The organism is Flagellimonas algicola, assembly GCF_005937185.1.
Taxonomy (GTDB): domain Bacteria; phylum Bacteroidota; class Bacteroidia; order Flavobacteriales; family Flavobacteriaceae; genus Flagellimonas; species Flagellimonas algicola.
On sequence record NZ_VCNI01000001.1, the window covers coordinates 1204824 to 1228193 of the forward strand.

General features: G+C 40.8%; 26 protein-coding genes. 14 read left to right on the forward strand and 12 right to left on the reverse strand.

Annotation, left to right across the window (positions count from 1 at the left end):
• Window positions 1-11 precede the first annotated feature (11 nt).
• From FGG15_RS05330 to FGG15_RS05345, 4 genes are read left to right on the forward strand one after another with little or no spacing between them, the layout of a single operon-like run.
• Window positions 12-383 carry a VOC family protein gene (locus FGG15_RS05330; RefSeq protein ID WP_138833956.1) on the forward strand — a complete coding sequence of 124 codons (372 nt, stop codon included), beginning with the start codon at window positions 12-14 and terminating at the stop codon, window positions 381-383.
• A gap of 60 nt (window positions 384-443) precedes the next feature.
• A complete protein-coding gene (locus FGG15_RS05335) occupies window positions 444-1448 on the forward strand; it encodes a bifunctional helix-turn-helix transcriptional regulator/GNAT family N-acetyltransferase (protein ID WP_138833958.1) in 1005 nt (334 codons plus the stop codon).
• A 24-nt stretch (window positions 1449-1472) separates the two neighbouring features.
• Complete coding sequence (locus FGG15_RS05340; protein ID WP_138833961.1) at window positions 1473-2750, forward strand: RNA polymerase sigma factor; 1278 nt, start codon at window positions 1473-1475, stop codon at window positions 2748-2750.
• 31 nt (window positions 2751-2781) lie between these two features.
• Entirely contained in the window at window positions 2782-3138 is a 357-nt protein-coding gene (locus tag FGG15_RS05345; protein ID WP_138833963.1) for a YciI family protein, read from the forward strand.
• A gap of 72 nt (window positions 3139-3210) precedes the next feature.
• Here FGG15_RS05345 and FGG15_RS05350 read toward each other — a convergent pair whose 3' ends face one another.
• Window positions 3211-3861 (reverse strand): OmpW/AlkL family protein, encoded by a 651-nt coding sequence (locus FGG15_RS05350; protein WP_138833966.1) that lies wholly within the window; start codon window positions 3859-3861, stop codon window positions 3211-3213.
• A gap of 205 nt (window positions 3862-4066) precedes the next feature.
• Here FGG15_RS05350 and FGG15_RS05355 point away from each other — a divergent pair, with 205 nt between their 5' ends.
• Window positions 4067-5257, forward strand: coding sequence for an LETM1-related biofilm-associated protein (locus FGG15_RS05355; RefSeq protein ID WP_138833968.1), 1191 nt, complete (start codon window positions 4067-4069; stop codon window positions 5255-5257).
• Between the two features lie 91 nt (window positions 5258-5348).
• Here FGG15_RS05355 and FGG15_RS05360 read toward each other — a convergent pair whose 3' ends face one another.
• The 9 genes from FGG15_RS05360 to FGG15_RS05400 form a co-directional block, all read right to left on the reverse strand.
• Window positions 5349-6104 (reverse strand): LytR/AlgR family response regulator transcription factor, encoded by a 756-nt coding sequence (locus FGG15_RS05360; protein ID WP_138833971.1) that lies wholly within the window; start codon window positions 6102-6104, stop codon window positions 5349-5351.
• 15 nt (window positions 6105-6119) lie between these two features.
• Window positions 6120-6455 carry a 2TM domain-containing protein gene (locus FGG15_RS05365; protein ID WP_138833973.1) on the reverse strand — a complete coding sequence of 112 codons (336 nt, stop codon included), beginning with the start codon at window positions 6453-6455 and terminating at the stop codon, window positions 6120-6122.
• A complete protein-coding gene (locus FGG15_RS05370) occupies window positions 6455-6760 on the reverse strand; it encodes a 2TM domain-containing protein (RefSeq protein WP_138833975.1) in 306 nt (101 codons plus the stop codon). Before FGG15_RS05370 ends, FGG15_RS05365 begins: the two co-directional genes overlap by 1 nt.
• Before the next feature lie 2 nt (window positions 6761-6762).
• Window positions 6763-7065: a 2TM domain-containing protein gene (locus FGG15_RS05375; RefSeq protein ID WP_138833977.1), complete on the reverse strand. Its 303-nt coding sequence runs from the start codon at window positions 7063-7065 to the stop codon at window positions 6763-6765.
• 41 nt (window positions 7066-7106) lie between these two features.
• A complete protein-coding gene (locus FGG15_RS05380; protein ID WP_138833979.1) occupies window positions 7107-7385 on the reverse strand; it encodes a 2TM domain-containing protein in 279 nt (92 codons plus the stop codon).
• A gap of 160 nt (window positions 7386-7545) precedes the next feature.
• Window positions 7546-8889 (reverse strand): 2TM domain-containing protein, encoded by a 1344-nt coding sequence (locus FGG15_RS05385; RefSeq protein WP_138833981.1) that lies wholly within the window; start codon window positions 8887-8889, stop codon window positions 7546-7548.
• Window positions 8886-9509: a tetratricopeptide repeat protein gene (locus FGG15_RS05390; protein ID WP_138833983.1), complete on the reverse strand. Its 624-nt coding sequence runs from the start codon at window positions 9507-9509 to the stop codon at window positions 8886-8888. The genes FGG15_RS05385 and FGG15_RS05390 overlap by 4 nt, the downstream gene beginning before the upstream one ends.
• A 4-nt stretch (window positions 9510-9513) precedes the next feature.
• Entirely contained in the window at window positions 9514-9933 is a 420-nt protein-coding gene (locus tag FGG15_RS05395) for a DUF2141 domain-containing protein (protein ID WP_138833985.1), read from the reverse strand.
• Window positions 9934-10096: 163 nt separating this feature from the next.
• The gene (locus FGG15_RS05400; RefSeq protein WP_138833987.1) at window positions 10097-11206 is read right to left on the reverse strand and encodes a glycoside hydrolase family protein; all 1110 of its coding nucleotides are present in this window, start codon (window positions 11204-11206) and stop codon (window positions 10097-10099) included.
• A 239-nt stretch (window positions 11207-11445) separates the two neighbouring features.
• Between FGG15_RS05400 and FGG15_RS05405 the strand changes: the two genes are divergently transcribed.
• The 7 genes from FGG15_RS05405 to FGG15_RS05435 all read left to right on the forward strand — a co-directional run bounded on the left by FGG15_RS05405 (window position 11446) and on the right by FGG15_RS05435 (window position 19163).
• Window positions 11446-13845 (forward strand): TonB-dependent receptor, encoded by a 2400-nt coding sequence (locus FGG15_RS05405; RefSeq protein ID WP_138833989.1) that lies wholly within the window; start codon window positions 11446-11448, stop codon window positions 13843-13845.
• A gap of 4 nt (window positions 13846-13849) precedes the next feature.
• The gene (locus tag FGG15_RS05410) at window positions 13850-14695 is read left to right on the forward strand and encodes a DUF4249 domain-containing protein (protein WP_138833991.1); all 846 of its coding nucleotides are present in this window, start codon (window positions 13850-13852) and stop codon (window positions 14693-14695) included.
• A 132-nt stretch (window positions 14696-14827) separates the two neighbouring features.
• Window positions 14828-15994, forward strand: a complete 1167-nt coding sequence (locus tag FGG15_RS05415; protein WP_138833993.1) for a serine hydrolase domain-containing protein — start codon at window positions 14828-14830, stop codon at window positions 15992-15994.
• Between the two features lie 300 nt (window positions 15995-16294).
• Complete coding sequence (locus FGG15_RS05420; protein ID WP_138833995.1) at window positions 16295-17065, forward strand: hypothetical protein; 771 nt, start codon at window positions 16295-16297, stop codon at window positions 17063-17065.
• Between the two features lie 59 nt (window positions 17066-17124).
• Window positions 17125-17640 (forward strand): nuclear transport factor 2 family protein, encoded by a 516-nt coding sequence (locus FGG15_RS05425; RefSeq protein ID WP_138833997.1) that lies wholly within the window; start codon window positions 17125-17127, stop codon window positions 17638-17640.
• Between the two features lie 25 nt (window positions 17641-17665).
• The gene (locus FGG15_RS05430) at window positions 17666-18430 is read left to right on the forward strand and encodes a hypothetical protein (protein WP_138833999.1); all 765 of its coding nucleotides are present in this window, start codon (window positions 17666-17668) and stop codon (window positions 18428-18430) included.
• Between the two features lie 127 nt (window positions 18431-18557).
• The gene (locus FGG15_RS05435) at window positions 18558-19163 is read left to right on the forward strand and encodes an FMN-binding negative transcriptional regulator (protein WP_138834001.1); all 606 of its coding nucleotides are present in this window, start codon (window positions 18558-18560) and stop codon (window positions 19161-19163) included.
• Window position 19164: 1 nt separating this feature from the next.
• On the opposite strand, the gene FGG15_RS05440 is transcribed toward FGG15_RS05435, so the two are convergent.
• Complete coding sequence (locus FGG15_RS05440) at window positions 19165-20928, reverse strand: PorP/SprF family type IX secretion system membrane protein (RefSeq protein WP_138834003.1); 1764 nt, start codon at window positions 20926-20928, stop codon at window positions 19165-19167.
• Window positions 20929-21236: 308 nt separating this feature from the next.
• On the opposite strand from FGG15_RS05440, the gene FGG15_RS05445 reads away from it, so the two are divergent.
• The gene (locus FGG15_RS05445) at window positions 21237-21713 is read left to right on the forward strand and encodes a GNAT family N-acetyltransferase (RefSeq protein WP_138834005.1); all 477 of its coding nucleotides are present in this window, start codon (window positions 21237-21239) and stop codon (window positions 21711-21713) included.
• Here FGG15_RS05445 and FGG15_RS05450 read toward each other — a convergent pair.
• Complete coding sequence (locus FGG15_RS05450) at window positions 21686-22798, reverse strand: adenylate/guanylate cyclase domain-containing protein (RefSeq protein WP_138834007.1); 1113 nt, start codon at window positions 22796-22798, stop codon at window positions 21686-21688. The genes FGG15_RS05445 and FGG15_RS05450 overlap by 28 nt on opposite strands.
• A 143-nt stretch (window positions 22799-22941) precedes the next feature.
• Here FGG15_RS05450 and FGG15_RS05455 point away from each other — a divergent pair, with 143 nt between their 5' ends.
• Window positions 22942-23364 carry a DoxX family protein gene (locus tag FGG15_RS05455; protein ID WP_138834009.1) on the forward strand — a complete coding sequence of 141 codons (423 nt, stop codon included), beginning with the start codon at window positions 22942-22944 and terminating at the stop codon, window positions 23362-23364.
• Window positions 23365-23370 lie beyond the last annotated feature (6 nt).

A 23370-nucleotide genomic window follows, 5' to 3' on the forward strand; every position in this document is an offset into this window, starting at 1 on the left:
AATCATTCAGTATGAAATTAGGGGCCTTCTCCGTAAGTCTAGCTGTTAAAGATCTTGGTGCGTCCAAGGACTTTTATGAAAAGTTGGGATTTAAAGTTTTTGCTGGAAGTGCGGAACAAAACTATCTCATACTTAAAAATGAAAATGCCCTGATTGGGCTTTTCCAAGGAATGTTCGAAAACAATATTCTTACCTTCAATCCTGGATGGGATGAAAATGCCCAAACGATGGAGGCTTACGATGATATTCGGGATATTCAAAAAAGTTTGAAAGCCAATGGCATTTCATTACTCTCCGAAACTGATGAGAATGGCACAGGACCGGGAAGTGCCATGATATCTGACCCAGACGGGAATGTTATCTTGCTAGACCAGCATATCTGAACAATTTCTTTGACAAATTACATAATTCAATATATTTGTGTAACCAGTTACATAATTTCTATGGAACGTGATTTTTTACAAGAACTCAAACATTTGGGCTTCACTGCCCGTATAAAGAGACTGAATGAAAGTATAGTGGCCAGTACAGTGAACCACTATTCCAACATGAATCTGGCATTGGAACCCAACTGGCATGTTATTTTTTTATTGCTGAAACAGCGGAACACCCTTACGGTAACGGAAATGGCCCAAACTTTAGGATTCTCCCACCCTGCCATGATCAAAACCACCCGAAAAATGAAAGAGCAGGGTTATTTGGAGCATCAAAAAGATGCATTGGACCAACGAAAGACTTTGATACGACTTTCAAAAAAAGGAAAAAGACTGCTCCCTAAGTTTGAAAAGGAATGGAATAGAATTCAAGAAGTGCTTCAGGAAGTTGTGGACGATGCCCTTTTAAAAAAACTGGATACTTTGGAACAAAATCTTAAGGAAAGTAGTTTTTCGGAACGCTATGCAATCCACTTTGAAAGCCTCAAAAAAGACGACTCCTTTACCATACGCAATGCCCTTCCTTCCGAATTTCAACAAATTGGGCAACTTATGGTGGAGGTCTATTCGGGTCTAGATGGATTTCCCAAGCAAGAAGACCAGCCTGGATATTACCATACCCTTGCCAACATAGGTGACTTTACCAAAAAACCGAATACAGAACTGCTGGTGGCCGTATCCCCTTCCCAGAAAATTCTAGGCGGTGTCCTTTATTTTGGGGATATGAAGTACTACGGTTCCGGAGGAATGGCCCCACAGATGAAAAATGCCTCAGGTTTTCGATTGTTGGCAGTTAGTTCCTCTGCCAGGGGTCTGGGTGTGGGTAAAGCCCTAAGTATGGTTTGTATTGACAAGGCCAAAGAACATGGAAATATGCAAGTATTGATTCATTCCACCGCCTACATGAAACCTGCTCGAAAGATGTATCGAAAATTGGGTTTTCTTCGCTATCCCAAATTGGATTTTGAGCAAGAAGGATTAGAGGTTCATGGATTTCGGCTTATTCTGAAGTAACTTAGGTTAAAAATTATTCGAGCCATGGATGAGTCTTTGGAAAATTCCGGTAACACTCTCACCTCCCATTTTTTTAGAACCGAATATGGGAAGCTTGTTGCCGTAATTTCCAGATATTTAGGAAACCATCATGTAGAAACGGCAGAAGATATTGTACAGGAAACCATGTTAAGGGCCACATCTCACTGGGAAATGAACGGCGTTCCCGACAACCCCAAAGCCTGGCTATATACTACCGCAAAAAACCTATCACTCAATACCATCAAACGCGGCAAGTACCAAAGGGATTATGCAGCAAAGAACAGTTTAAAACCGAATTTGGAGAGTGCGGTTCCCTTTTCGGAAGAACTTATTGCGGACAGCCAACTACGGATGATGTTCTGCTGTTGCCACCCTTCCGTTTCCGAAAATTCCCAAATAGCCCTTGTTTTAAAGATTCTCTCTGGTTTTAGTATTCAAGAAATTGCCCATGCTTTCTTCTCCAACACCGAAACCATCAACAAGCGTTTGGTAAGGGGTAGAAAACAATTGCGCCAGGTAAGTTTGGAGCTTGTTAATGAGAAAGTAATCAACCAACGACTGGATGCAGTTTTAAAAACCATTTATCTGTTGTTCAATGAAGGGTATTTTCCTTCCAGTAAAAATGAAATTATCCGATTTGACCTTTGTCTTGAGGCAATTCGCTTGGCCCAATTGCTTCAGGAAAGTAAAAGCGTCCAGCTAAAAACAGACCTCCATTCGCTATTGGCGCTTATGTATTTCAATGTTTCGAGGTTTAACTCCAGGGTCTCCAAAGACGGCAAAGTATTAGACCTTAAGGAACAGGACAGGAGCTTGTGGGATGAGAACTCCATTCAAACTGGTATGCAATATTTGGAAGAGGTGACCCAAAGCCACAAGATTTCAAAATATGCTCTTTTGGCTACCATTTCTGCCCATCATTGTGCAGCTCCTACCTATGAGCAAACCAAATGGAATGACATTTTGGGTTTATATGACCAACTGCTCTCCTTGGAACAATCTCCTATTGTAGCACTAAACCGGGCTGTTGTTCTTTCCGAAGTTGAGGGAGCTACCAAAGCCATTGAAGCATTAGAAGTGCTAGCCTCCCAATCTGATATAGGGCAGTACTATATGTACCCCTTTACGTTGGGTGAACTTTATAAGCGAAATCAGGAATGGGACAAAGCGCTGGAGGCCTATCAAAATGCCCAGCGTCTGACGGCAAACCCAAGAGATAAGGAACTTTTGTCAAAAAAAATTCAGGACCTTGTCCCTAACTTACCTTCCCAATTGTCCTAGGGTTGAATTTTAATCCAAAAACAAGAAAATCATGAGAGAATTTTTATTGCTTATCCGAAGTGAAGAATCGCCCAAGGCCAATTTATCCCCTGAACAAATGCAACAGCACATTGAAAAAGTTGGAGGATATCTCCAACGGCTCACGGAGGAAGGTAAAATGAAATCGGCTCAACCTTTGGAAATGGAAGGTACCATGCTATCCTACCAAAATGGGAAGATTATAGATGGCCCTTATAACGAAACCAAAGAAATTATTTCCGGGTATTATCACCTATTGGCCAACGATATGGAAGAAGCTGTAGCCATTGCCAAACAAGACCCCAGGTTTGAAGAGGGGATTTGGCGGGTGGAAGTCAGACCCATAAAACGTGTGGAAGGTATTAATTAAACAAAAAAAGGAACGGCTTGCCAAACAAGCCGTTCCCACCATCAAAATAAACCTAAAAACCAATACTGGTTCTTATAATTTTACCCCTACTCCAAATCCAATAATCCAAGGGTTGATATCCACATCGGCACCTACAGTGGCACCCAGAGCGGTGGTAGCATTCACGGTTGCATCGGTATTTAGGAAGAGCTTCTTCACATCAAGGTTCAAAAACCATTTATCGTTGAGCATATAGTCAAATCCGCCTTGCAAAGCATATCCAATGCTAGTGTCATAATCCACATCGTCAGCAACAGGGCCTTCATCAACACCATAGAACAAAGTAAGGTTTAATCCTGCTCCGACATAAGGAACAAAATCCCCTCCTGTAAAGTGATATTGACCGGTCAAGGTTGGAGGAAGCAGCCAAACATGCCCCAAATCCAAATCGCCAGCAGCTGTTCCAACAGCTTCCACATCGTGCTTGGTTGTGGCCAAAATTAATTCGAGGGACCAGTTTTCATCAAAAAAATAAGAGATATCAAATTCTGGAACGACGGCCGTGGATATGGATGCATCCCCCCCAATAGTCTCAATATCAGCACTCTCATCCGGAGTCACAACAATTCCCCTTAAGCGAAACTGCCACTTGCTGGTATCGTCATTGCCAGGTACATCTTGTGCCCATACATTCGTTATCATGGCCATAAGTATTGCCAAAACAAAAATTCCTTTTTTTCCCATGTTCTTTGATTTTAATTTTTGTCAAAACTAGGGTTGGAATACTTCAAGGAATATGACCATTATCATTGGACACTGAACCCCCAGTAAAACCAGAGCATGCGCCCCTAAAAGATTTTACCTCACGCATCAAATTTGTTGCAAAACAAAAATTGGTCTATCCTAAGTGCCATAATTTCCTTTATTTTGAATGGTAAATCTTTGCCCAATGAACCCTTCTGCTTCCGGATGGATCAATAAGTTTGGACATCTAGTCCAAAAAGAGCGCCTACACTTCCCCGACTTTGAAAGTCTATACCAGGAACTGAAGAACAACGGGTTTATCTATGGCATCCACCTTGGGATTTCTGATTTTATTCCCGTACAGCACGAGCTCACGGAAGATGAAATAGCCAAAATAAACCTGTTGACCGCGCTTTATTATACGTTCAGGTTTGAAAAAGGAGAGGTGGAGTTTGACCTCTTTGTGAACACAGTTTTTGCTTATTACCAATCACTTGAAGTTGGAAAAATTTCATTTCTAAACAAGATTTTGGCGGGTGGTCACACAGAAAACCAGCTTGAAAAATTACTGGATTCAAGAATCTATTTAGGGGGAAATGCATTTAACAGGGCTCTTGGGAACAGTTTGACCAATTCACTTCTTTATGTCGACATTCTCATTTTCAGGGTTTACCTCAAAGGATATTCCCCCATCATGGAGCATGCCCAAAAGTTGGAATATGTGATCATGAACATTGCGTACCAGACCTTAAATTCGAAAGAAACGGATGAAAAGGATGCCAAACTGATGCAACTTTTGGCCTCTTCACTGACTTATGTGGATCTGAACAATGCAAATTTTGATGGTACCTATCGGGATTTATTGTGCTCCAATTTCACTCCTGAAGAGCGCCAATATTTTTTGGATATGGCCTGCTTGACCATCTGGGAAGACCAGACATTGAACTACACAGAATCGGATTATATTTTTGGTCTCGGAACGGACTTGGAAAAGACCGAAAATGAGGTAAAATTGGCCTTGGAAAACGTGAAGGATTTCTTTGAAAAAAACAGGGATAAAGTATCCTATTTAAATAACAAGAATTTGGCCTCACAATTCTATGATGGAATGTCTAAAAACGTTAGCAAATTAATTCTCCGAAATAGCAAAAGATTAAAAAAAGAACTTGCTGAAAGTAAAGAATTGGTAACCTTATTATCTAAATCTGCGGTTAAGGAATTAAGTTCTGACGAAAAGAAAAAAGTTCAAAATCAGCTGTTGGATGTTTTCAAAAGTGTTCCTTCTTTGGCCATTTTTATGTTACCTGGAGGAGCGGTTCTTTTACCGATTTTTATTAAATTGATACCCAAATTACTCCCCTCTGCCTTTGATGACAACAGAATTGAGGAGAATTAAGCCGTTTGAAGGAAAAAAACACAGTATAAAGAAAATTTATAGTTGTTTTATAATAGCGTTATAATTTTGATAGTCAGGTTTTTATTTACCTTCACTCTAACCATAACTTAAAATCTTTTACGCGCTCCCTACTTACTATAATTTCCTGCTCATTATACCGATTTAGCTTGATTTGGAGCCTGGAATTGGTGTAAGAAATGATGTCTTTGACGTGATTTACGTTCACATAAAACTTTCGGCTTACCCTAAAAAACATTTTGGGCGAAAGCTCTTCTTCCAAATTTTCCAAAGTGGTATCCAATAAATAATTTCTTCCTTCGGAAGTGGCCGCATAGGTTCCTTTGTTTTCACTGTAAAAGCATTCCACCTCGTCTGCATTGATAATCTTCAGATGTTGTCCAACTTTTACCGTGAACCTTTTTTTGTACTCTCTTTCCAAAGGGTTTACCAAGAGCTTTTTTATATCGTTAAAATCGACCGAAATTTTCTGGTTTCCAGGCTTAAAATTTTGATATTTTTTTATGGCACTTTCCAGCTCTTCATCATCTATTGGTTTTAACAAATAATCTATGCTGTTCAACTTGAAAGCTTGGAGTGCATATTCGTCATAGGCAGTAGTGAAAATGATAGCACTTTTTACCTCTACAATTTCAAAAATTTCAAAGGACAAACCATCCGAAAGTTGGATATCCAAAAAAATCAGATCAGGGTGGGGATTGTTTTGAAACCATTCAATGGATTCTTCCACCGAATGGAGCATCATGGAGACATGCACGCCCAAATCAGAAAGTAAACGGCTTAATCTTCTAGCTGCCGGTTTTTCATCCTCAATAATAATTACGTTCATTATAGCCATTGTAAATTAGTGTTCGTGGAAGCCGTTATTTTCTTTGTTCATAAACTCTTGCATTTTCCGGTGCTCCCATTTCGCGATCAACGGTCTACCAAACAAGGTAAGACCTTGAATAAGTATAATTGCGGCCCAACTCAAGGTAATGGTCCAAAATTGCCAGTGCAGATAGTTGGCAAAGCCCACTTCCTGAATACCGGTTGCCTCTATGATCATGCGACTGGTATCCGCCTTTACCAGCCATAATATGGTATTGACCAACAGGAATACAAAGACATGGGTGTAAAAACCCCTGATTTTCCTGGTCTTTTTCTGGGCCTTCTCATATTTTGCAACTTCCGGTTCCATTAGCGGTACTTGTCCATTTCTTTTTCGTCCTCCTCAATATACTTTTGAATCTGTTTTTCCTCCCAATCCTTTCCAAACAAAAGGTTGAAACCAAAAACTTTGGAAGCATGGAACGCCAGACCGATTCCCCAAGCCAATAAAGTTACAAAGTGGGGCCATTGCCAAAAGTCGTCCGTATGCATATAGATATTCACCAAAATAAAGGTGTTGATGATTGTGTAAACGGCCAAATGGATGTAAAATCCTTTGAGTTCCTCAATCTTCTTTTTAGCTCTTTTGTATTTTTCTTGATCAAAATGTTCCATGATTATCTCCATTTATTTTTATCCTCCCCCTCTTCCATCAACTGTTTTATTTTACGTTCTTCCCATTTTCTTCCAAAAAAGGGATTAAGGTCAAAGGTTTTGAGGGCATGAAAGAAAATTCCAATCCCCCATCCGAACGCGGCCCATAAAAACCACATATAACCAAATCCGATGGTCAGGTAATTAATGAGAGCCAGTATTGAGATAACTACAATATAAGACCCCAAGTTGGCGTAGAATTTTTTTAGTTCATCTACGCGTTCCTTTGCCCTGATATACTTGTTCTCTTTATTGAAATTGTCCATGTTGGTTGGTGTTTAGCAAGGTTATTAAAGATAAGGATTCGTTAGAATTCGTTGCTGTTCATGTACTCCTTAATTTTTCGCTCTTCCCAGTTTTTTCCTAAAATGGGATGATGTCCGGTGGCATTCATCCACTGAGCGATTAGGCCTATCCCCCAACCTATGGCCGGAAAAAGTACCCAGGGAAAACTTGTTGTTTGGTAATTGACATACGCCAATATTGGAATAACAATACAATAGCTGATTAAGCTGCTGTAAAAACCTTTAAGTTCTTTGACTCGTTCTTTAGCTCTCTCGTATTTAAAGTCTCTATAATTTTCCATTTGTTTTATATTGATGTTCAACTTTGGTTTGAATTACACTTCAAAATTCGGAACAAACAGTTAGGATAAAAAAAGAGAAGGAGCCAATTGTTATTTTCTTGGGATGAGTTGTTACTGGGATGAGATATGAGATATGAGACGTAAGACCAAAGACTAGAGACTAAAAATCCTCTTTCTCCATAAGCTCTTTAATCTTCCGTTCTTCCCAGCGTTTGCCCCAAAGCGGGTTTGTCCCGAAAGCTTCCATCCCGTGCATTAAGAGTCCAAAACCCCAGCCCAGTGTTGGAAAAAAGGCCCATAAAAAGTCTGTTGTCCTGAAATTGAGCCACCAGAGGAAGGGTATAACAATGCAATAGGCCGTAAGGTTGGAATAGAAGTCCTTTATGGCCTTCACCCGTTCTTTGGCCTTTATATAGCGTTTTTCGGCAATGTAACTCTGCTGGGTCTCCACCACGCTCAAATTTTGGGTAAGCATAGGCAACGCCACACTGAATTTTAATTTGGTTTTACCAATTTCCACTGCTCTATCCGTTAAAATACTATAACGTTGCTTGATATTCTGAAGTCCCACCCCGCTACCTTTTTTGACGACCTGTTTTTCCTGAAGATTATTGCTGACCATTAGGGTTCCTGCTTTTTCTTCTACTTTGATGTGCAAGGGTTTGGCGGCTGTGACCACATTATGCTTCACCGCATTTTCCAATAGTAATTGTAAGGACAAAGGGACAATTTTGGCTTCAGGTATGCTGCTCTTCTCCGGAATATCAAAAACAATACTGTCTTCAAACCGCATCTTAAGCAACCTGACATAGGTACGTGCAAAGTTGAGCTCTTCGTCCACCGTTACCAGGTCCTTGTTTTTTTGCTCCAAAACATATCGATATACTTTGGAAAGCGATGTGGTAAACTTTTGGGCTTGGGAAGGGTCTTCCTCAATCAAGCTGGTCAAGACATTCAAACTATTGAACAGAAAATGGGGATCCAATTGATTCTTTAAGGCATCAAAGCGAGCGGAAGCGGAACCTGCAATGATTTTCTGCTCCTTGACCCTTTTTTCCTGCCAATTCCTGTAGAAATAAAAGGCATGGAAAAAAACCGAAATAACAATGGTAATCAATAGGGCCACCACATAATAAATGGCCCTTTCACCTGCGATGAAATCCTCCCAATTTTCGCCTTCAAAACCAATATTGATCACGATTCTTATCCAGAAAATTCCAAGCATGGTGAGAATCACACTGCCAAGTGCTCCAATGATCAAGCGGTACTTTGCATAGCGTTTCCATACCACTTTGTGATTCAGATAATCGTAATAAATCCCATTGATCATGCTTAACACAATGGAGTAGAATATGTAATACCCTATCTCACGGAAAAGGTCCATATCAAAAGATACCGACCTTCCCGAAAGCGCCCTAAGGCCAATAAATATTCCGGCAATAATTAGCCCTATCAGTATGGCTGTGGCCAATAACTTGCCGATATATTTTAGTGATATTTTCATTCGCCACATTGATTAAGGACAACCTCCGCCCGATCTTTTCCCCAAGAAGGATAGAAGGGTGTATCATTGCTAAAATTAGCAAAAAGTTCCAAGGACCTTTCTACGTCCTTACAATAGGGTGTTATATCCTTACCGAAATATTTGGCGCTGCCCATATCCCATTCCGCTTTGGACAGTATAACACGAGGATTTTGTGGTGCCATGGCCAGGGCCTGCTCGTACAATTGAAAATTCTTACCAGAAAGTGTCATCCCATACGTAGCTCCATCATAGGCAATCCAAGCCGTATTGATCAACGCCTCCAAAACTATCAACTCCGGATTGTCTGGAGAAATGGCCTTTGCCAAATCCAAAAATTCTTTTGCTTTTTCCAATTGATTGGATAGTTTTTCAAAATCTTTCTCACCAAATGAATGAATGGTATTGACGTGAGCCACATAATAATGGGGAATCCAATTATCCTGTTCCGCCATGGCAATCCGTTCAAAAAGGTTGGAAGCCTCCGTGGGCTTTTGTTCGCCCCAAAGTTGAAATGCTTTTTGCATTCCTTTGGCATACTGATCTTGGGCGGTTGCCACACTGGTTACACAAATAACTAGTACTACTAAAATCTTCTTCATGGTTTTAAAGTTTTATAAGTTGCTGATTCGTTTTTTGATTGATGATGAATTTGGCATCTTTCCACTCCGGAGGGCCATATTTAGCCGGAGCCTGATTGCTACAGGCATAATTTTCCTTCGGATAAAAACCAAGGTATTTGTCCATTTTTCCGTTGTTGTTTTCATCATGATACACGGAAATGCCGTAGAATCCATACGGAACATTATCGAAAACAACCTCACATTTACCATCCACAATAGTGCTGCTTTTGCTTTTGAAGGTTTTTTCCAACCAATTTTGGGCCGAGTCGTATAACCCAACCCGAAGCATTCCCTCATCACTTTCAATGTCTTGTATCTGCACTTTTAATGTGGCTGTGGTCTGTGCAGAGGCAATGGAAACCATACAGAGTATCATTCCGAAGCTTAAGATTGCTGATTTCATTACTTTTCGTTTTTATGATTTACACCCCAAAATTGGATCTAAGTCCTTTTGAAGCACAAAAAGAATGACTGAATTGTATGAATCAGTGGATGGATTGTTAGTTGGAATAAAAAAACCCGATAGCTCAGCAAACTATCGGGCATACCAATTGAAAATATGAAAACTAACGTTGGCTATAATCTTTGTGGATGGCTTCGTCAAAAGCAACCCAGTGAGCGTCGGTCATTCTACGTGGGGTAAAAAGGCATATGCCAGCTGCGCCATTTTGCATGGAAGTAGCAATGGCAGTCCCAATTTCTTCGGGAAGCAGTCCATGATTTTCCGGATCTTTTTCACTTCCCTTCTTTTCAGGCTTGGGACAAATAAAGAGACCGCTGTACACCGGAGCTCCATTTTTTGCGGCTGCAACTTCTTCCTTGGTCATTTCTCCGACCCATTCGGGACCTTCCAAATAAAAATCATTGTAATTCATGGGATAAATGGCGTCCAGATTCCAATTGTTCCACTCCTGCCTTACTAGCTTTTTGGAAATGGACGGTCCTGGAAATACCGCAGCATTGATCTTCTTGTTTTTGGAGTGAACTACTTCGGTAAGTCTATTGACCATGCTAGTGATTAAATCGTACCGGTATTGCAGCCATTCGGATACTTGGGATGGATCTTCCACTTCTTTAATGTCAATACCGGTTTTAGAATGGAAATCAGAAGTGCACTGATCACAATAGCAGTAGTCAAATTGCGGGAACTCCCTGTCCATGACCAAGCCATATTTATCCCAAAGGCCGCGGGCCAAAATCACATCGGGAAATCGGATATAATCCAAATGAATTCCATCTACCTCTTCCACCTCGGCCACACTTCCGTATAAATCGGCCAAAAAGTTATAGACCCCTTCTTTGTTGGGACATAAAAAGGTATAATGTGACACATAGGCCGGTTTGTCAAAAGCTGATTCTCCATTTCCGTTTATGGCATACCATTCCTTTTTCAACTTTGGATTTTTACCCTGTACCATGGTAGGAATCCAAGTATGGAATTCCAATCCGGCCTCCTTGGCCAGTTTTCCCACTCTTTTATAGGTGGCCGGATCATGGCCCCCATTGTACATGAGTCCATCAATACCTTTTGCTTTTAGGTCTTTGAATTCGGTGGTAATTTCCGCATCAGTTGCATTTCCAGGTCCCCCCAGCCAAGCATACACGGGAATCTTAGGTTTCTCAGCGCATGATGCAAGCAGAATGGTCATAATCAGTATCGGCAAAAGTCGCTTCATTGTTAAGTATTTGTGTTATTGAGGTTGAATTTAACCAATCTTTTTGGGTATTCATTTGATTCTTAGCTGAACGACATTGTCATCCATATGAACACCTGAAATCCCGCAATAATCCCATTTGGAAATCAAAAAAAATCAAAAAAAAAAGTTACCTCCATGCAACCCTTTCCTATCCACCCCTGTCCTTAAGGCAAACAAATCCTAAAAAGGGATTTACATAATTCATTAAATCAAAAAACATGAAACAAAAAACCGGAAGGCTTAGGCTTCCCTGGTTATGGACCGGACTATGTCTCTTATTGGGCGGTCTCACCATCCAAGCACAGCAAAATTTTACCATTAGCGGGAATGTTACCGACAAAATCAATGGGGAGACCCTTTTTGGAACTTCCATTTTTCTGGAAGGAACCACCATCGGTGCCATTACCAACGAATATGGCTTTTATTCCTTAACCGCACCAAGTGGGGAATACATCTTGGTCTTCTCCCATATGGGATACAAAGAAATTTCAATGCCCATCCAATTGAACCAGAATTTAAAAATGGACATGGAGATTGAGGAATTCTCAACCCAATTGGACGAGGTTGAAGTGACAGCTGAGGAACCGGAACGCGCTATCCTAAGAAAACCGGAAATGAGCGTGTCCAAGCTCAATATTAAAACGGTAAAACAGATGCCCGTGGTTTTGGGCGAGGTGGATATTATCAAATCCTTGCAAATTTTACCTGGAGTCACCAACAACGGAGAAGGTTCCAGTGGGTTTCATGTTAGGGGTGGTGCAGTGGACCAAAATCTAGTATTGTTGGACGAGGCCATTATCTACAATACGTCACACATGCTAGGCTTTTTCTCTGTTTTCAATGCCGATGCTGTGAAAGACCTTAAACTCTACAAAGGAGGGATCCCAGCAAAGTTTGGCGGAAGAGTATCGTCTGTACTTGATGTTCGCCAAAAAGATGGAAATAGTAAGAACTTTGCCCTAACCGGAGGAATTGGAGTCATTTCCAGCAGATTGGCAGCGGAAGGTCCCATTTTTAATGATCGGGGATCTTTTCTGGTAGCCGGTCGTGGTTCTTATGCCCATTTATTCCTCAAAATGGCAGGAGAACAAAACAGCGTCAGTTTTTATGACCTTAACCTAAAGACCAATTACAACCTCAGCGACAATGACAAATTGTTCCTTTCCGGGTATTTCGGTCGGGATGTTTTTGAATTCGGTGGATCATTCAGCAGTAGTTATGGGAATGCTTCAGGAAATTTAAGATGGAACCACATTTTCAATGATCGTTTGTTCTCCAACCTATCCCTTATTTATAGCAAGTACGACTATGAATTGTCCATTGACGATTTTTCCTTTGATTGGATATCCTCCATCAAAAATTACAATGCCAAGTATGATTTCAAGTATTATTTCAGCGATGCCTTTAAATTGGATTTTGGGGTAAGTACCCTTAAATATGAATTTGATCCAGGGCAAATCAAACCTAAAGGACCAGATTCAGCCATTAATGAATTGCAATTGGAGCAAAAAAGTGCATTGGAGAGCGCTGCTTACGTCAATGCCGAACATAAACTTACGGATAGGTTAACCGCTCAATATGGTGTTAGGTTTAGCCATTTCAATAGAATGGGCGGGCAAAAGCTGTCTCTTTATGCCAATGACCAGCCGCTGGTCTATAACAACACTCTACAGTTTTATCAGCGAAACGACCCCATTGATGAGGTTTCCTTTAAAAAAGGGGAAAGCATCAAAACATTTTCCAATTTGGAACCCCGAGCTTCATTGGCGTACCAGTTAAATGATTACTCCTCTGTGAAGTTTGGATATTCCCGAGCAGCGCAGTATATCCACTTGCTGTCCAACACCTCATCGGTAACTCCGTTGGACGTATGGACACCAAGTGGCAAGTACATCAAACCACAATTATCCGACCAGTATGCTTTGGGGTATTTCAGAAACTTTATGGACAAGAAATATTCCTTGGAAGCCGAGGTGTATTACAAAACCGTGGACAACAGAATAGACTACATAGATGGATCCGATTTGATTGGGAACAACACCATCGAAACAGAAATTTTAAACGGAGAATCCCGCGCCTATGGTTTGGAATTGTTAATGCGAAAAAATGAAGGGGATTTAACCGGATGGATTTCCTACACGCTTTCCAAATCGGAACAAAGAACGTTTGGCGGAAATGCAGGTGGGCCTGGTATAAACAATGGAGACTGGTACAATACCCCATTTGACAGAACCCATGACATTTCGGTCACTGGAGCTTATAGATTCAATGATAAATGGAGTTTTGGGGCCAATGCCATTTACCAAACCGGTAGACCCGTGACCTATCCCAATGGACAATACATCTATGAAGGTATTTCCATTGCCAATTATTCACAGCGAAATGCAGACAGGCTTCCGGATTATTACCGACTGGACGTTTCGGCAACTTACAGACCCAATAAGAAGCCCCATAAACGTTGGAAGGGTGAATGGGTCTTTGGCATCTACAATGTTTTTAACCGAAAGAACGCGGCTTCCATTTCCTTTGGTCAAAATGTAGAGACCGGTGCAAACGAAGCAACCCGAACAGCCATCTTTGGCATAGTGCCTTCCGTAACCTATAATTTTAAATTCTAACAAAATGAAATCCTATTATATAATTGTATTGATTGCTTTGGTGTCGTTAATGGCATCATGCACAGATGTCATAGAAGTAGATGTACCGGAAGGCCCCATCCGATTGACAATTGAAGCCTCTCTGGATTGGGAAAAAGGAACTGCCGGTAACGAGCAGACCATTTTGTTGAGTAGTTCAACCACCTTTTATGACAATCAAATGCCATCCCCAGTAACTGGAGCGCTGGTAACCGTTACAAATAATGATACTGGGACAATCTTCAATTTTGAAGACCAAAATGATGGTAGATACACTACTGCCAACTTCATCCCAGTACTTGAAAATTCATATACCTTGAATGTTACCCACAACGGTGAACGCTATACGGGAACGGAAACTTTGTTCCCGGTATCCGATATCTCCGAGGTGTTTCAATCCAAAGAGGATGGTGAGGACGATGAAGCATTGGAGGTCAATGTTTCTTTTCAAGATCCAGAGGGCATAGAGAACTATTATTACCTACGCTTTCAAAGCAGAAATGATATGCTCCCGGAGCTTTTCGATATCAAGGACGAATTTATAGATGGTAATGAAGCCACTTTCTATTACGAAAAGACTGAGGATGAGAGTAACAATATTAGGGAATTTGAACCCGGAGACATTGTGGACATTAAGCTTTTGGGTGTATCCGAGGACTATTACAATTATATGCAATTGCTTATAGAACAATTTGACAGCGCAGGTGATCCATTTAGTGCAACTCCAGTTGCGCTTGTAGGAAACTGCATAAACCTGGATGACTCCAGCAATGCCCCTTATGGGTACTTTAGGGTCACCCAGATGGTGCAAGACACTTTTACGTTTGAGTAGTTTTTTGGTTGGTGCAAATCCCAAGGTTCAAGCATCTTTCTTGACCTTGGGATTTTTTATTTAGAAAAGTGCCAAATGTAACACTTGCCAAAAAGTATTGTCTTTGAAGAACTAACTCAAAGACCCTCTCCTATGAAGCTGTCCAAGTTTTCTGTTATTACGACCTCCTTGTTATTTTTTTTACTTCTTATTGCCTGTCAAAACAAGGCACCACAGAAAGAAAGCAATATCACTGCGGGAAAGGATTTCAAGTTTGAAACCGCTTCACCATCCAAAAATGGTCTTGACTCCATCTTAATAAAGAAAATGGAGGATTCCATCCAATCCGGTAGTTATCCCAACATTCACAGCGTACTGATTTTAAAGAATCAAAAATTGGTCTATGAAGCATATTTCAAAGGACATGACGAACTATGGGGAGATAGTTTGGGCATTATCCAGCACCACAGGGATAGCCTGCATGATGTCCGCAGCATTTCGAAGAGTATTGTCGCCACTTGTTTAGGTATTGCACTTAAACGCGGTAAGATTGACAGCATCTCCCAAAGTATATTTGATTTTTATCCAGAATATGGGAACTATAAGGTTGGATTGCGTTCCCAAATAACGATAGAGCACCTTCTTACCATGACCACTGGTATGGAATGGAATGAAAATGTTCCCTATACGGATTCCAGAAATAGCGAAATCCAGATGACGTCAAGCGATGATCCCATTGAATTTGTACTCAGTAGACCTTTACAAAACATCCCAGGAGAAAAATGGGAATACAACGGGGGAACCACCCAGCTTTTAGCTTCTATCATTGAAAGGGCTACTGGCAAAAATATTCATGAATATGCCGAGGAGAATTTGTTCGCACCTCTCGGAATAACCGGTTCCGAGTGGACTAAATTTCCTGGTCTTGATATTCCAGCTGCAGCTTCTGGGTTAAGACTAAAGTCAAGGGATTTAATGAAGTTTGGAATGCTATATACTAATCATGGTCAGTGGAATGGGAAACAGCTCCTATCTAAATCCTGGGTTAACAACGCTTTGCAGCCCCACATTTGGTTTGGGAGAAACAACAATGTGGGTTATGGTTATCAGTTCTGGATTTTTAAATCCGAAACCATAAATCCAAATCATGCTCATCTAATTCCCTCTGCCGTTGGTAATGGGGGTCAGCGAATTTATATAGATTCCAAAAACAATATGATCATCGTAATTACAGCTGGTAACTACAACAATTGGACATTAAAAAAAGATTCCGAAGCATTATTGGTCGACTTCATCTATCCGGCCTTAATTTCAAACTAATCTTTAATGCATTCGGGATAATTTAGTATTCCGACCGTAAGAAAAACACCCTGTTTTGGTTTTTTAGATGAATAATTCCTATTTATTCATCCATTTAAGCCCTTCATTACCAGTTTTTTACTATATTCAAGAGTTGGGAATTTAACATTTACCTGCCCCCTTTTCCCTCCGTTCCCCTTTATACGCAGATCCTTTACTTGCAAATGTTTAGGTGGATACATGTTGGTTGAAATTAAGCAAGTTGTAGCTTTTCGTTTTCGAGACTAATTCAACATAATAGCAACATTTAATTTCAACCTTATGAAAACACTACACAGTAAGCTGTTTGTGGCATTGGCCGCATTCGCAATTTCCGGTACGGCTCTAGCCCAGGAAAAAACCACCCAAGCCTATTGGGTCCATGAGGACCGGGTAAAGCCCTCCATGGTCATGGAGTATGAAAAAGTAAGTAAGGAACTTACAGACCAGTGCAAGGAGCACAACATTCAAACCTTGGCATGGATATCCACTCAGTCCGATGATTTCCGATATCTCTTTGTATCTCCCATCGACTCCTTATCGGACATATCTAAGGCCAATAAAGGGTTTGGCACCCTTCGGGATAAAATGGGAGAAGAAGCCTTTGACACCCTTTTTGATGATATGGGTAAATGCTATGATGCCCATGGAGACTACGTCATCGTCTTGGATAAGAGTCTTTCCTATATGCCTGAAGGAATCACACAAACCCCAGAGGGTCAAGATTACCGCCGTTTCTACTATTTACACACCACACCTGCAGGCATGAAAGGCATGAAAGAAGGAATGCAAGCCGTAAAAAAGATGTACGAGGACAAAGGTTCCAAGAGACATTACAGGGTATACCGAAGCGGTTTTGGAACCATGGGAAGCTTTTATATGGTGGCCATTGCTGCCAAAGATGGGGTCAGCTATGAAATGATGGGTGATGCCAACGAAAAATTGTTGGGGCCAGAAGCCCAAGCCATCTATGGGAAAGTCATGCAACATGTGACCAAAATGGAAGAAGTTACTGGAAAAATGAGGCCAGACCTCGCCTATTCCCCAAAGTAAAAATCCAATACACCCTAGTGAAAATCACTAGGGTTTTTAGTTAACTAAAATCAACAACAATGAAAAAACTATTTGCATTGGGCTGTGTTATTGCCCTATTTGTATCCTGCAATCAAGGACCGGCAAGGTATACACAAGCCTCGGCGGAGATTGACACTGTAAAACATCTACTATCCAATTATGACAGCAAAAGTTATGACACCAGTATGTATGCCGATACATCAAAAACCAATTACAATAGCATGAAAACCATGTCTGCCTCGGAAGCTATGGATTACCATAAGCAGGCTGATGCCAATTATTCCAAAAGAGGCTTTAAAGCGGAAGGGCAAGAATATGAAATGGTCATTACCGATGACGGTGAAACCTGGGTCAATTGCTGGTTGGAATGGCAGGGCACTATGGCTGCCAATGACAAGGAAATAAGTGTACCAATTCACCTCACCTTTCGCTTTGTTGATGGAAAAATTGTTAGGGAATACGGTTATTGGGATCCCACAGAAATTGTCCTTACGTTACAAGAAGTTGCAGCAGCAGCTAAAGCAGCCGAGGAAATGGCAGAAGAAACAGAATAATTATACTAACATAAACCAACACACAATGAAAAGATTAATCTTAATTGCCCTGCTGGTACCTTTTATGGTATCCGCACAGGAAGTCCAAGAGTATGGTATGTTCACCAATCTTATGCTCACGGCCAACCCGGAAAAAATATCCGAATTTGAAGCTGGTTTGACAGCACACAACAAAAAGTTCCATTCTGAAGGAGCCTATACAGCGAATGTATTTTTCGTGATGAGTGGTAAGAACTTTGGCAAATACATTTGGAGCATGGGACCCAACCCTTGGAGTTCCATGGATAATGCTCCAGGAGACGAAAATGGTCACAATGACGACTGGAACGCCAATGTGGCTGCTCATGCCTTAGCTGATGCTTCAGTCACCTATTGGAAGTTTGATACGGATAGATCCAATTTCACCAAAGATTTTAAACTTAAAAACCTGGCAGTGTTCATGTTGGACATCAAACGTTTTAAAGGGCAGGAATTTATGGGTCTTTTGGATAAGGTTACCAAAGTGTTCAAAACCAAAGATGCTGATTCCCAATGGGGTGTTTATTTTAACGAACTCAACAATGCCGACGGTCAGGATATGGCGTGGGTCAACTTCTTTGACAGTACCTCATGGATGTCCGAAGAGGACAAATTTCCACAATGGTATGAAGAAGTGCATGGTGAAGGCAGTTTTATGGAGTTTTTAAAAGCTTTTGGAGACACAACACATGGTGATATACAAGAGCTTTGGGCCTTTAGACCCGATCTTAGTGGTACCGATGGTTCAGTGCAAGCCGTCGATCGCCAGTAATCAATTTGAATGATTGAGTAGGAGCATGTAAATGCTCCTACTTTTTTATACCATAATTGCTCTTCCGCATGCTGATTTAATGGGTACCTTTATATTCGGATTGCACTTACCTTATTAAATCAAATTCATGTACATACCCCACTACTACAAAAACGAAAACCTTGCCGAAATCAAGGAGTTTTTGAATCATAATAGCTTTGGAATCCTAGTCAACCAATTGGACGGAAGGCCATGGGCCACCCACATTCCCTTGGAATTGGATAGAACGGAAGAGGGTAAGGATGTTTTGGTGAGTCATATATCCAAGGCCAATCCCCAATGGAAGTCCTTTGAATCCAATACCGAGGTGCTTTGTATTTTCAACGGGCCACATGCCTATGTATCCTCTTCTTGGTATCAGGAGGAGGAGGTTCCGACCTGGAACTATATAGCAGTTCACGTATACGGAAAAGTCAAAATTTTGAATGAGGACGAAACCATGGCCTCCCTGCACAAATTGGTGGACAAATACGAGAAAGGTTCAAAAAACCCACTGTCCTTGAGCGACCTGTCTCCAAAAACACTTCGCCAAGTTAAAGGTATTGTAGCCTTTCAGATTGAAATCACCGAGATTCAAGCTGCGTACAAGCTTTCGCAGTCACGTCCGCAAGATCACCCAAAGATCATTGAAGAACTTGGGGAACGCGTTGATTATGGAAGCAAAGCCATAGCGGACCAAATGAAAAAAAACTGACCTATTCGTTGTCCATGAATTTGGTGTCGGCCCAATTGGAATAACGTGGGTTGTCCACATGCATGATCCACAACTCTTCTTTATATTTCCCCTTCATCTGGGATTGATAAGCAGCGAAGGCCTTTTCGTTTTGTTCATACTTGGCCAAGTAAACATAATTAAGCCCATTATCTGGGTTTTTGAAGTAATTAGCATCTAACCCCCGTTTTTTAAGGTCGGCCATAAAGTTTTTTAAATAGGCCTTGTTCTTGAACACATTGGCAACGATATAATGACCCTTGCCTACCCCATCCAGACTTATAAATTTCTCTATGGGTTTGTATGCGGCGCCTCCAGTAAAAGTTCTTTTGGGTTTTGCGACTTTCTTGGGTTTTTCAATATTTACGGCAAGAGTGGTACTTTCCATAGTATTGGCCAAAGAATCCAATGCTGTGTTTTTGGCAAGGTATAGTGTCTCAGCCATTGCCTCAATATCAGGCCTCTTGTGGTCTGTCTGTCGTTTTACCATGCGCATGACCATTTCAAAACGCATTTCCAAATCACGTTGCCGGTTGTTTTCAAGGGAATCCATCTTGAAAATCAATTCATTGATGATGGCGTAATTATCCGCTTGTTGCTCTTTTAATTCTTTGACTTGGGCTTCCCAGAAAGCCAAATCTTCCCTATTGGTTGGGCGCAAGGTAGTTTTGGCGTCCAATTTGTCCTTACGTTTCTTTTTGCTTTCCTTGATGTCCGCTACAAAAGTTCCCTCTATGGGTTTTTGCTCTGGTTGCGAATCGGCCAACAACACATTTCTTGACATAGTTGGAACGAAGGAGAAAGCAATGGAAACTTCATGGGTAATACCCAAATGCGTAAGATTTCTATTGAGGTTCTTTTCAAAATTATATCCGAAGGAAAGTCTGCGATTTAAGTTAAAACCTGTGCCGGCCGAAGCCCCGTATAATTGATCATATCCGCCTTGGATCCATCCCAATTTGGGGAGATCCAAAATCAACCCTCCTCCAAAAATTGGGTCTTGGTTAGCCTCAAATCTAGCTCTTGCCAAAGGCAGCAGACGACCGTCCTCAAAAATTCCAGCTCCATTCCTGAAGTTATGGGCAAATTGTATATGACTCGAAAAGGTTTTCTCGTTGAATTCGCTTAGGGATTTTCCAGTTTTGATGTTGTAATCCACCAAATTTTGTGCAAATACCCCAAAGTCAAATTTGCCTACGGAAAGATTTAGTCCGGGTTGAAATGAGATGATCGAATTTTGCGTGGCATCATTCAGAATGGGATCATCATCTAAAGCAACCGCTCTATCTGGATCAAAACTACTAACATAGTATGGGACGTTGACCCCAAAACTCAAATTACTCTTTTGGCCCAGCTGGATACCATGGGAATAATTGGCCATAATCCCCAAATTGGAAATCACGCCTTCCTGTTGGTTGTACAGACTAACACCCAGACCAACACGATCATTGAGCCGGCCGCTATAGCTTAAAAAATAGTTTTGGTTGTTATCATTAAACTCGGCTCCTTGGCTTCTATGAAACAGATTCACATACGATTTGTCTTCACGAACAGCAGAAAATGTTGGGTTGATCAAAAAGCGATTGAACTTCAACAAGTTCTGAAACGGCACATCGTAACTCACATAAGGGTTGCCATCCTGAGCGCTAAGTGTACTGCAAAGCAAGCAAGGAATGAGCAAATGAAATATCCAATTAACGGGAAATGAATAGTTGCCTTTGGAGAATAGGGGTAATTTTACATCCATAGCCAAATGGTGTTAGTAGGTTAAAGATCCTGGGGAGCCCAGGTGCGTGTTTTTTGTTTGGTCTCATAGCAAGATTTGGGATACTTGTAAGAGTTTTACTATTAACTTAATTGTAATATTACGTATTAACTCGATAAAAAACCAATTTACTCGTTCAAATACATGGTTTACGCGATAATTAAACGTTCAACAGATTAATAACGAGGGAATTAACAAAATATTCTGCGGTGATACCCATTTCCAAATAGGATCGATTTTATTATTTCGCTGTAATTTTATCCAAACAATGCTTACACCTTCAAACTTTTATGGAAGAAATCATTGAAATTGTAGACTTCAGAGAGGAATATGCTTTCGCATTTAAGACACTAAATGAAGCGTGGATCAATAAGTATTTCAAAATGGAGGAAATGGACCGTATTTCCCTGAACAATCCCCAAACCTATATTCTGGATAAAGGTGGCTACATTGGAGTGGCACTATTGAATGGAGAAGCCGTTGGTGTGTGCGCACTTATTCCTAGCGAGCGTGAGGACTTTGATTTTGAGCTAGCCAAAATGGGAGTCTCACCAAACGCACAGGGCAAAGGCATTGGGAAATTATTGGGTTTACATATTATTGCAAAGGCCAAAGCCCTTGGATGCAAAAAACTTTATCTTGAAAGCAATCGAATCCTTAAACCTGCCTTACAGTTGTACCAAAAGCTTGGGTTTACCGAAATGATTGGTGCCTCATCCCCTTACGAGCGAAGCGACATTCAAATGGAATTAGTCTTGGAAGATTGATCCAGGGTATACAGTTGTACAAGCTCCTTTTTGCCACGCAAATGCAACTTGGCAATTTTGGTGAACTGAAGGGAATCTTTAGAATTCATCTTTTGAATTAATTGTTCAGAAACCAAATTCGATTTTCCATAAGTATTGCATTCGGCTTGAATCCTGGCAGTAGTATTTAAGACATCACCGGTATAAATAATTTCCTTTTTTAGGGTTCCTATCTCACCCGTGGTGACCAATCCAAGATGAAATCCGGCCTTGAAAAATGGTACGCTTCCATATTTGTTGCTGTAATAACCATTTCTTGTTTCAAATAGCCTGGTAATTCTAAAAAAACACTCTGCCCAGTTGTTCCTATACAGCCCCACTTTTTCTGGCCAAGTAACCACTATTTCATCGCCCACATATTGATAAATTTCACCGGAAGTTTCCAAAATGGCATTGCCCATATCCGCATAACAATCCTTTAAAAGTTCAAAGTATTTGGTGTGCCCAATTTTTTCAGCAATTGTGGTGGATGACCTCATATCCATAAACATGAAGATTCTGGTTTCTTGTTTGGGTGTGTGATATTTTCCAAACAAAAAATTCAAAAATACATTGGGACCCAAATAAGAGGCCAGTTCGGCAAACAACATGGCAGTCACCAATCCAAAGGCAATATAAATAAAGACACTCCAAAATGAGAAAGTAGTAAAAAAGCTTTCAAATCCGTACATGACCTCCTTGCTCATCGGACTTGCATCGAAACGATAGGAATTTATCGCCAAGGTGAAAAAAGTAAGGAACAGGAACATAAAAATAAGATAGAATCCACTTTTTAATACCACTTTGACCCACAACGCCTTGTTATAGAACTTTTGGGACAACCAGGATACCTCTAACCATCCATGTATCAACCCAATAAGAAAACTGCCAGTGGTGGCGTACAACAAGGAGCTCTTAAAATCGTATCTGTTTTGGGTAGACGGGTAAAATGATGACCTTCCTAAAATTCCCTGTTCCAAAAGGCTGTACACAATTCCGAACAAAAGCCAAATAAAAGCAAAAAACAAGGCCTGCTTGGCATATCTAAGGTATCTCGGATGCAGCATAGTTCCCTAAAGATAATGCATTCCAAAGGAGGCCAGTAACAAACTCCATTGCTAACGGAAAACAGCTCGCTTATCGCCTATTTTAATTTTCTCATCCCATTAAAAATGAGTAACTTATAGATGTCATCATAAATATTGGAGTCATGGGAACCATTAAAAGATTGAACAAATGGGCCAACGCCCATACCTATTACCCCTTAGATCTTATTCGAGTAGCCTTAGGCGTTTTTCTTTTTATTAAAGGCGTTGAATTTATGACCAATCATGAACAAATGGCAGAGGTGGTAAGACCCTTTCAGGAAATGCCCGGTGGCATGATCTTACTACACTATATTGCTCCTGCCCATTTTGTTGGAGGTTTTTTAATTGTAGTTGGTTTACTGACCCGATGGGCCGCCTTGGCACAAATACCCATCCTCATGGGCGCAGTATTGACCAACTTTATGGGGGTTATGAACACGAACAATCTGGTATTGGCCACCATTACGTTGCTGGTCTGTATTTTCTTTTTGTTCTATGGTTCAGGTAAACATTCGGCAGATTATTATCTCAAGATGCAGAAATAACTAGGA

Coding starts and splice junctions, on each gene's coding strand:
- FGG15_RS05455 (WP_138834009.1), top strand. CDS start 22,942: ATGGGAACCATTAAAAGATTGAACAAATGGGCCAACGCCCATACCTAT.
- FGG15_RS05385 (WP_138833981.1), bottom strand. CDS start 8,889: ATGAAAATATCACTAAAATATATCGGCAAGTTATTGGCCACAGCCATA.
- FGG15_RS05350 (WP_138833966.1), bottom strand. CDS start 3,861: ATGGGAAAAAAAGGAATTTTTGTTTTGGCAATACTTATGGCCATGATA.
- FGG15_RS05335 (WP_138833958.1), top strand. CDS start 444: ATGGAACGTGATTTTTTACAAGAACTCAAACATTTGGGCTTCACTGCC.
- FGG15_RS05450 (WP_138834007.1), bottom strand. CDS start 22,798: ATGCTGCATCCGAGATACCTTAGATATGCCAAGCAGGCCTTGTTTTTT.
- FGG15_RS05430 (WP_138833999.1), top strand. CDS start 17,666: ATGAAAAGATTAATCTTAATTGCCCTGCTGGTACCTTTTATGGTATCC.
- FGG15_RS05380 (WP_138833979.1), bottom strand. CDS start 7,385: ATGGAAAATTATAGAGACTTTAAATACGAGAGAGCTAAAGAACGAGTC.
- FGG15_RS05420 (WP_138833995.1), top strand. CDS start 16,295: ATGAAAACACTACACAGTAAGCTGTTTGTGGCATTGGCCGCATTCGCA.
- FGG15_RS05355 (WP_138833968.1), top strand. CDS start 4,067: ATGAACCCTTCTGCTTCCGGATGGATCAATAAGTTTGGACATCTAGTC.
- FGG15_RS05330 (WP_138833956.1), top strand. CDS start 12: ATGAAATTAGGGGCCTTCTCCGTAAGTCTAGCTGTTAAAGATCTTGGT.
- FGG15_RS05370 (WP_138833975.1), bottom strand. CDS start 6,760: ATGGAACATTTTGATCAAGAAAAATACAAAAGAGCTAAAAAGAAGATT.
- FGG15_RS05345 (WP_138833963.1), top strand. CDS start 2,782: ATGAGAGAATTTTTATTGCTTATCCGAAGTGAAGAATCGCCCAAGGCC.
- FGG15_RS05395 (WP_138833985.1), bottom strand. CDS start 9,933: ATGAAATCAGCAATCTTAAGCTTCGGAATGATACTCTGTATGGTTTCC.
- FGG15_RS05435 (WP_138834001.1), top strand. CDS start 18,558: ATGTACATACCCCACTACTACAAAAACGAAAACCTTGCCGAAATCAAG.
- FGG15_RS05390 (WP_138833983.1), bottom strand. CDS start 9,509: ATGAAGAAGATTTTAGTAGTACTAGTTATTTGTGTAACCAGTGTGGCA.
- FGG15_RS05440 (WP_138834003.1), bottom strand. CDS start 20,928: ATGGATGTAAAATTACCCCTATTCTCCAAAGGCAACTATTCATTTCCC.
- FGG15_RS05365 (WP_138833973.1), bottom strand. CDS start 6,455: ATGGAACCGGAAGTTGCAAAATATGAGAAGGCCCAGAAAAAGACCAGG.
- FGG15_RS05410 (WP_138833991.1), top strand. CDS start 13,850: ATGAAATCCTATTATATAATTGTATTGATTGCTTTGGTGTCGTTAATG.
- FGG15_RS05405 (WP_138833989.1), top strand. CDS start 11,446: ATGAAACAAAAAACCGGAAGGCTTAGGCTTCCCTGGTTATGGACCGGA.
- FGG15_RS05445 (WP_138834005.1), top strand. CDS start 21,237: ATGGAAGAAATCATTGAAATTGTAGACTTCAGAGAGGAATATGCTTTC.
- FGG15_RS05340 (WP_138833961.1), top strand. CDS start 1,473: ATGGATGAGTCTTTGGAAAATTCCGGTAACACTCTCACCTCCCATTTT.
- FGG15_RS05425 (WP_138833997.1), top strand. CDS start 17,125: ATGAAAAAACTATTTGCATTGGGCTGTGTTATTGCCCTATTTGTATCC.
- FGG15_RS05360 (WP_138833971.1), bottom strand. CDS start 6,104: ATGAACGTAATTATTATTGAGGATGAAAAACCGGCAGCTAGAAGATTA.
- FGG15_RS05415 (WP_138833993.1), top strand. CDS start 14,828: ATGAAGCTGTCCAAGTTTTCTGTTATTACGACCTCCTTGTTATTTTTT.
- FGG15_RS05400 (WP_138833987.1), bottom strand. CDS start 11,206: ATGAAGCGACTTTTGCCGATACTGATTATGACCATTCTGCTTGCATCA.
- FGG15_RS05375 (WP_138833977.1), bottom strand. CDS start 7,065: ATGGACAATTTCAATAAAGAGAACAAGTATATCAGGGCAAAGGAACGC.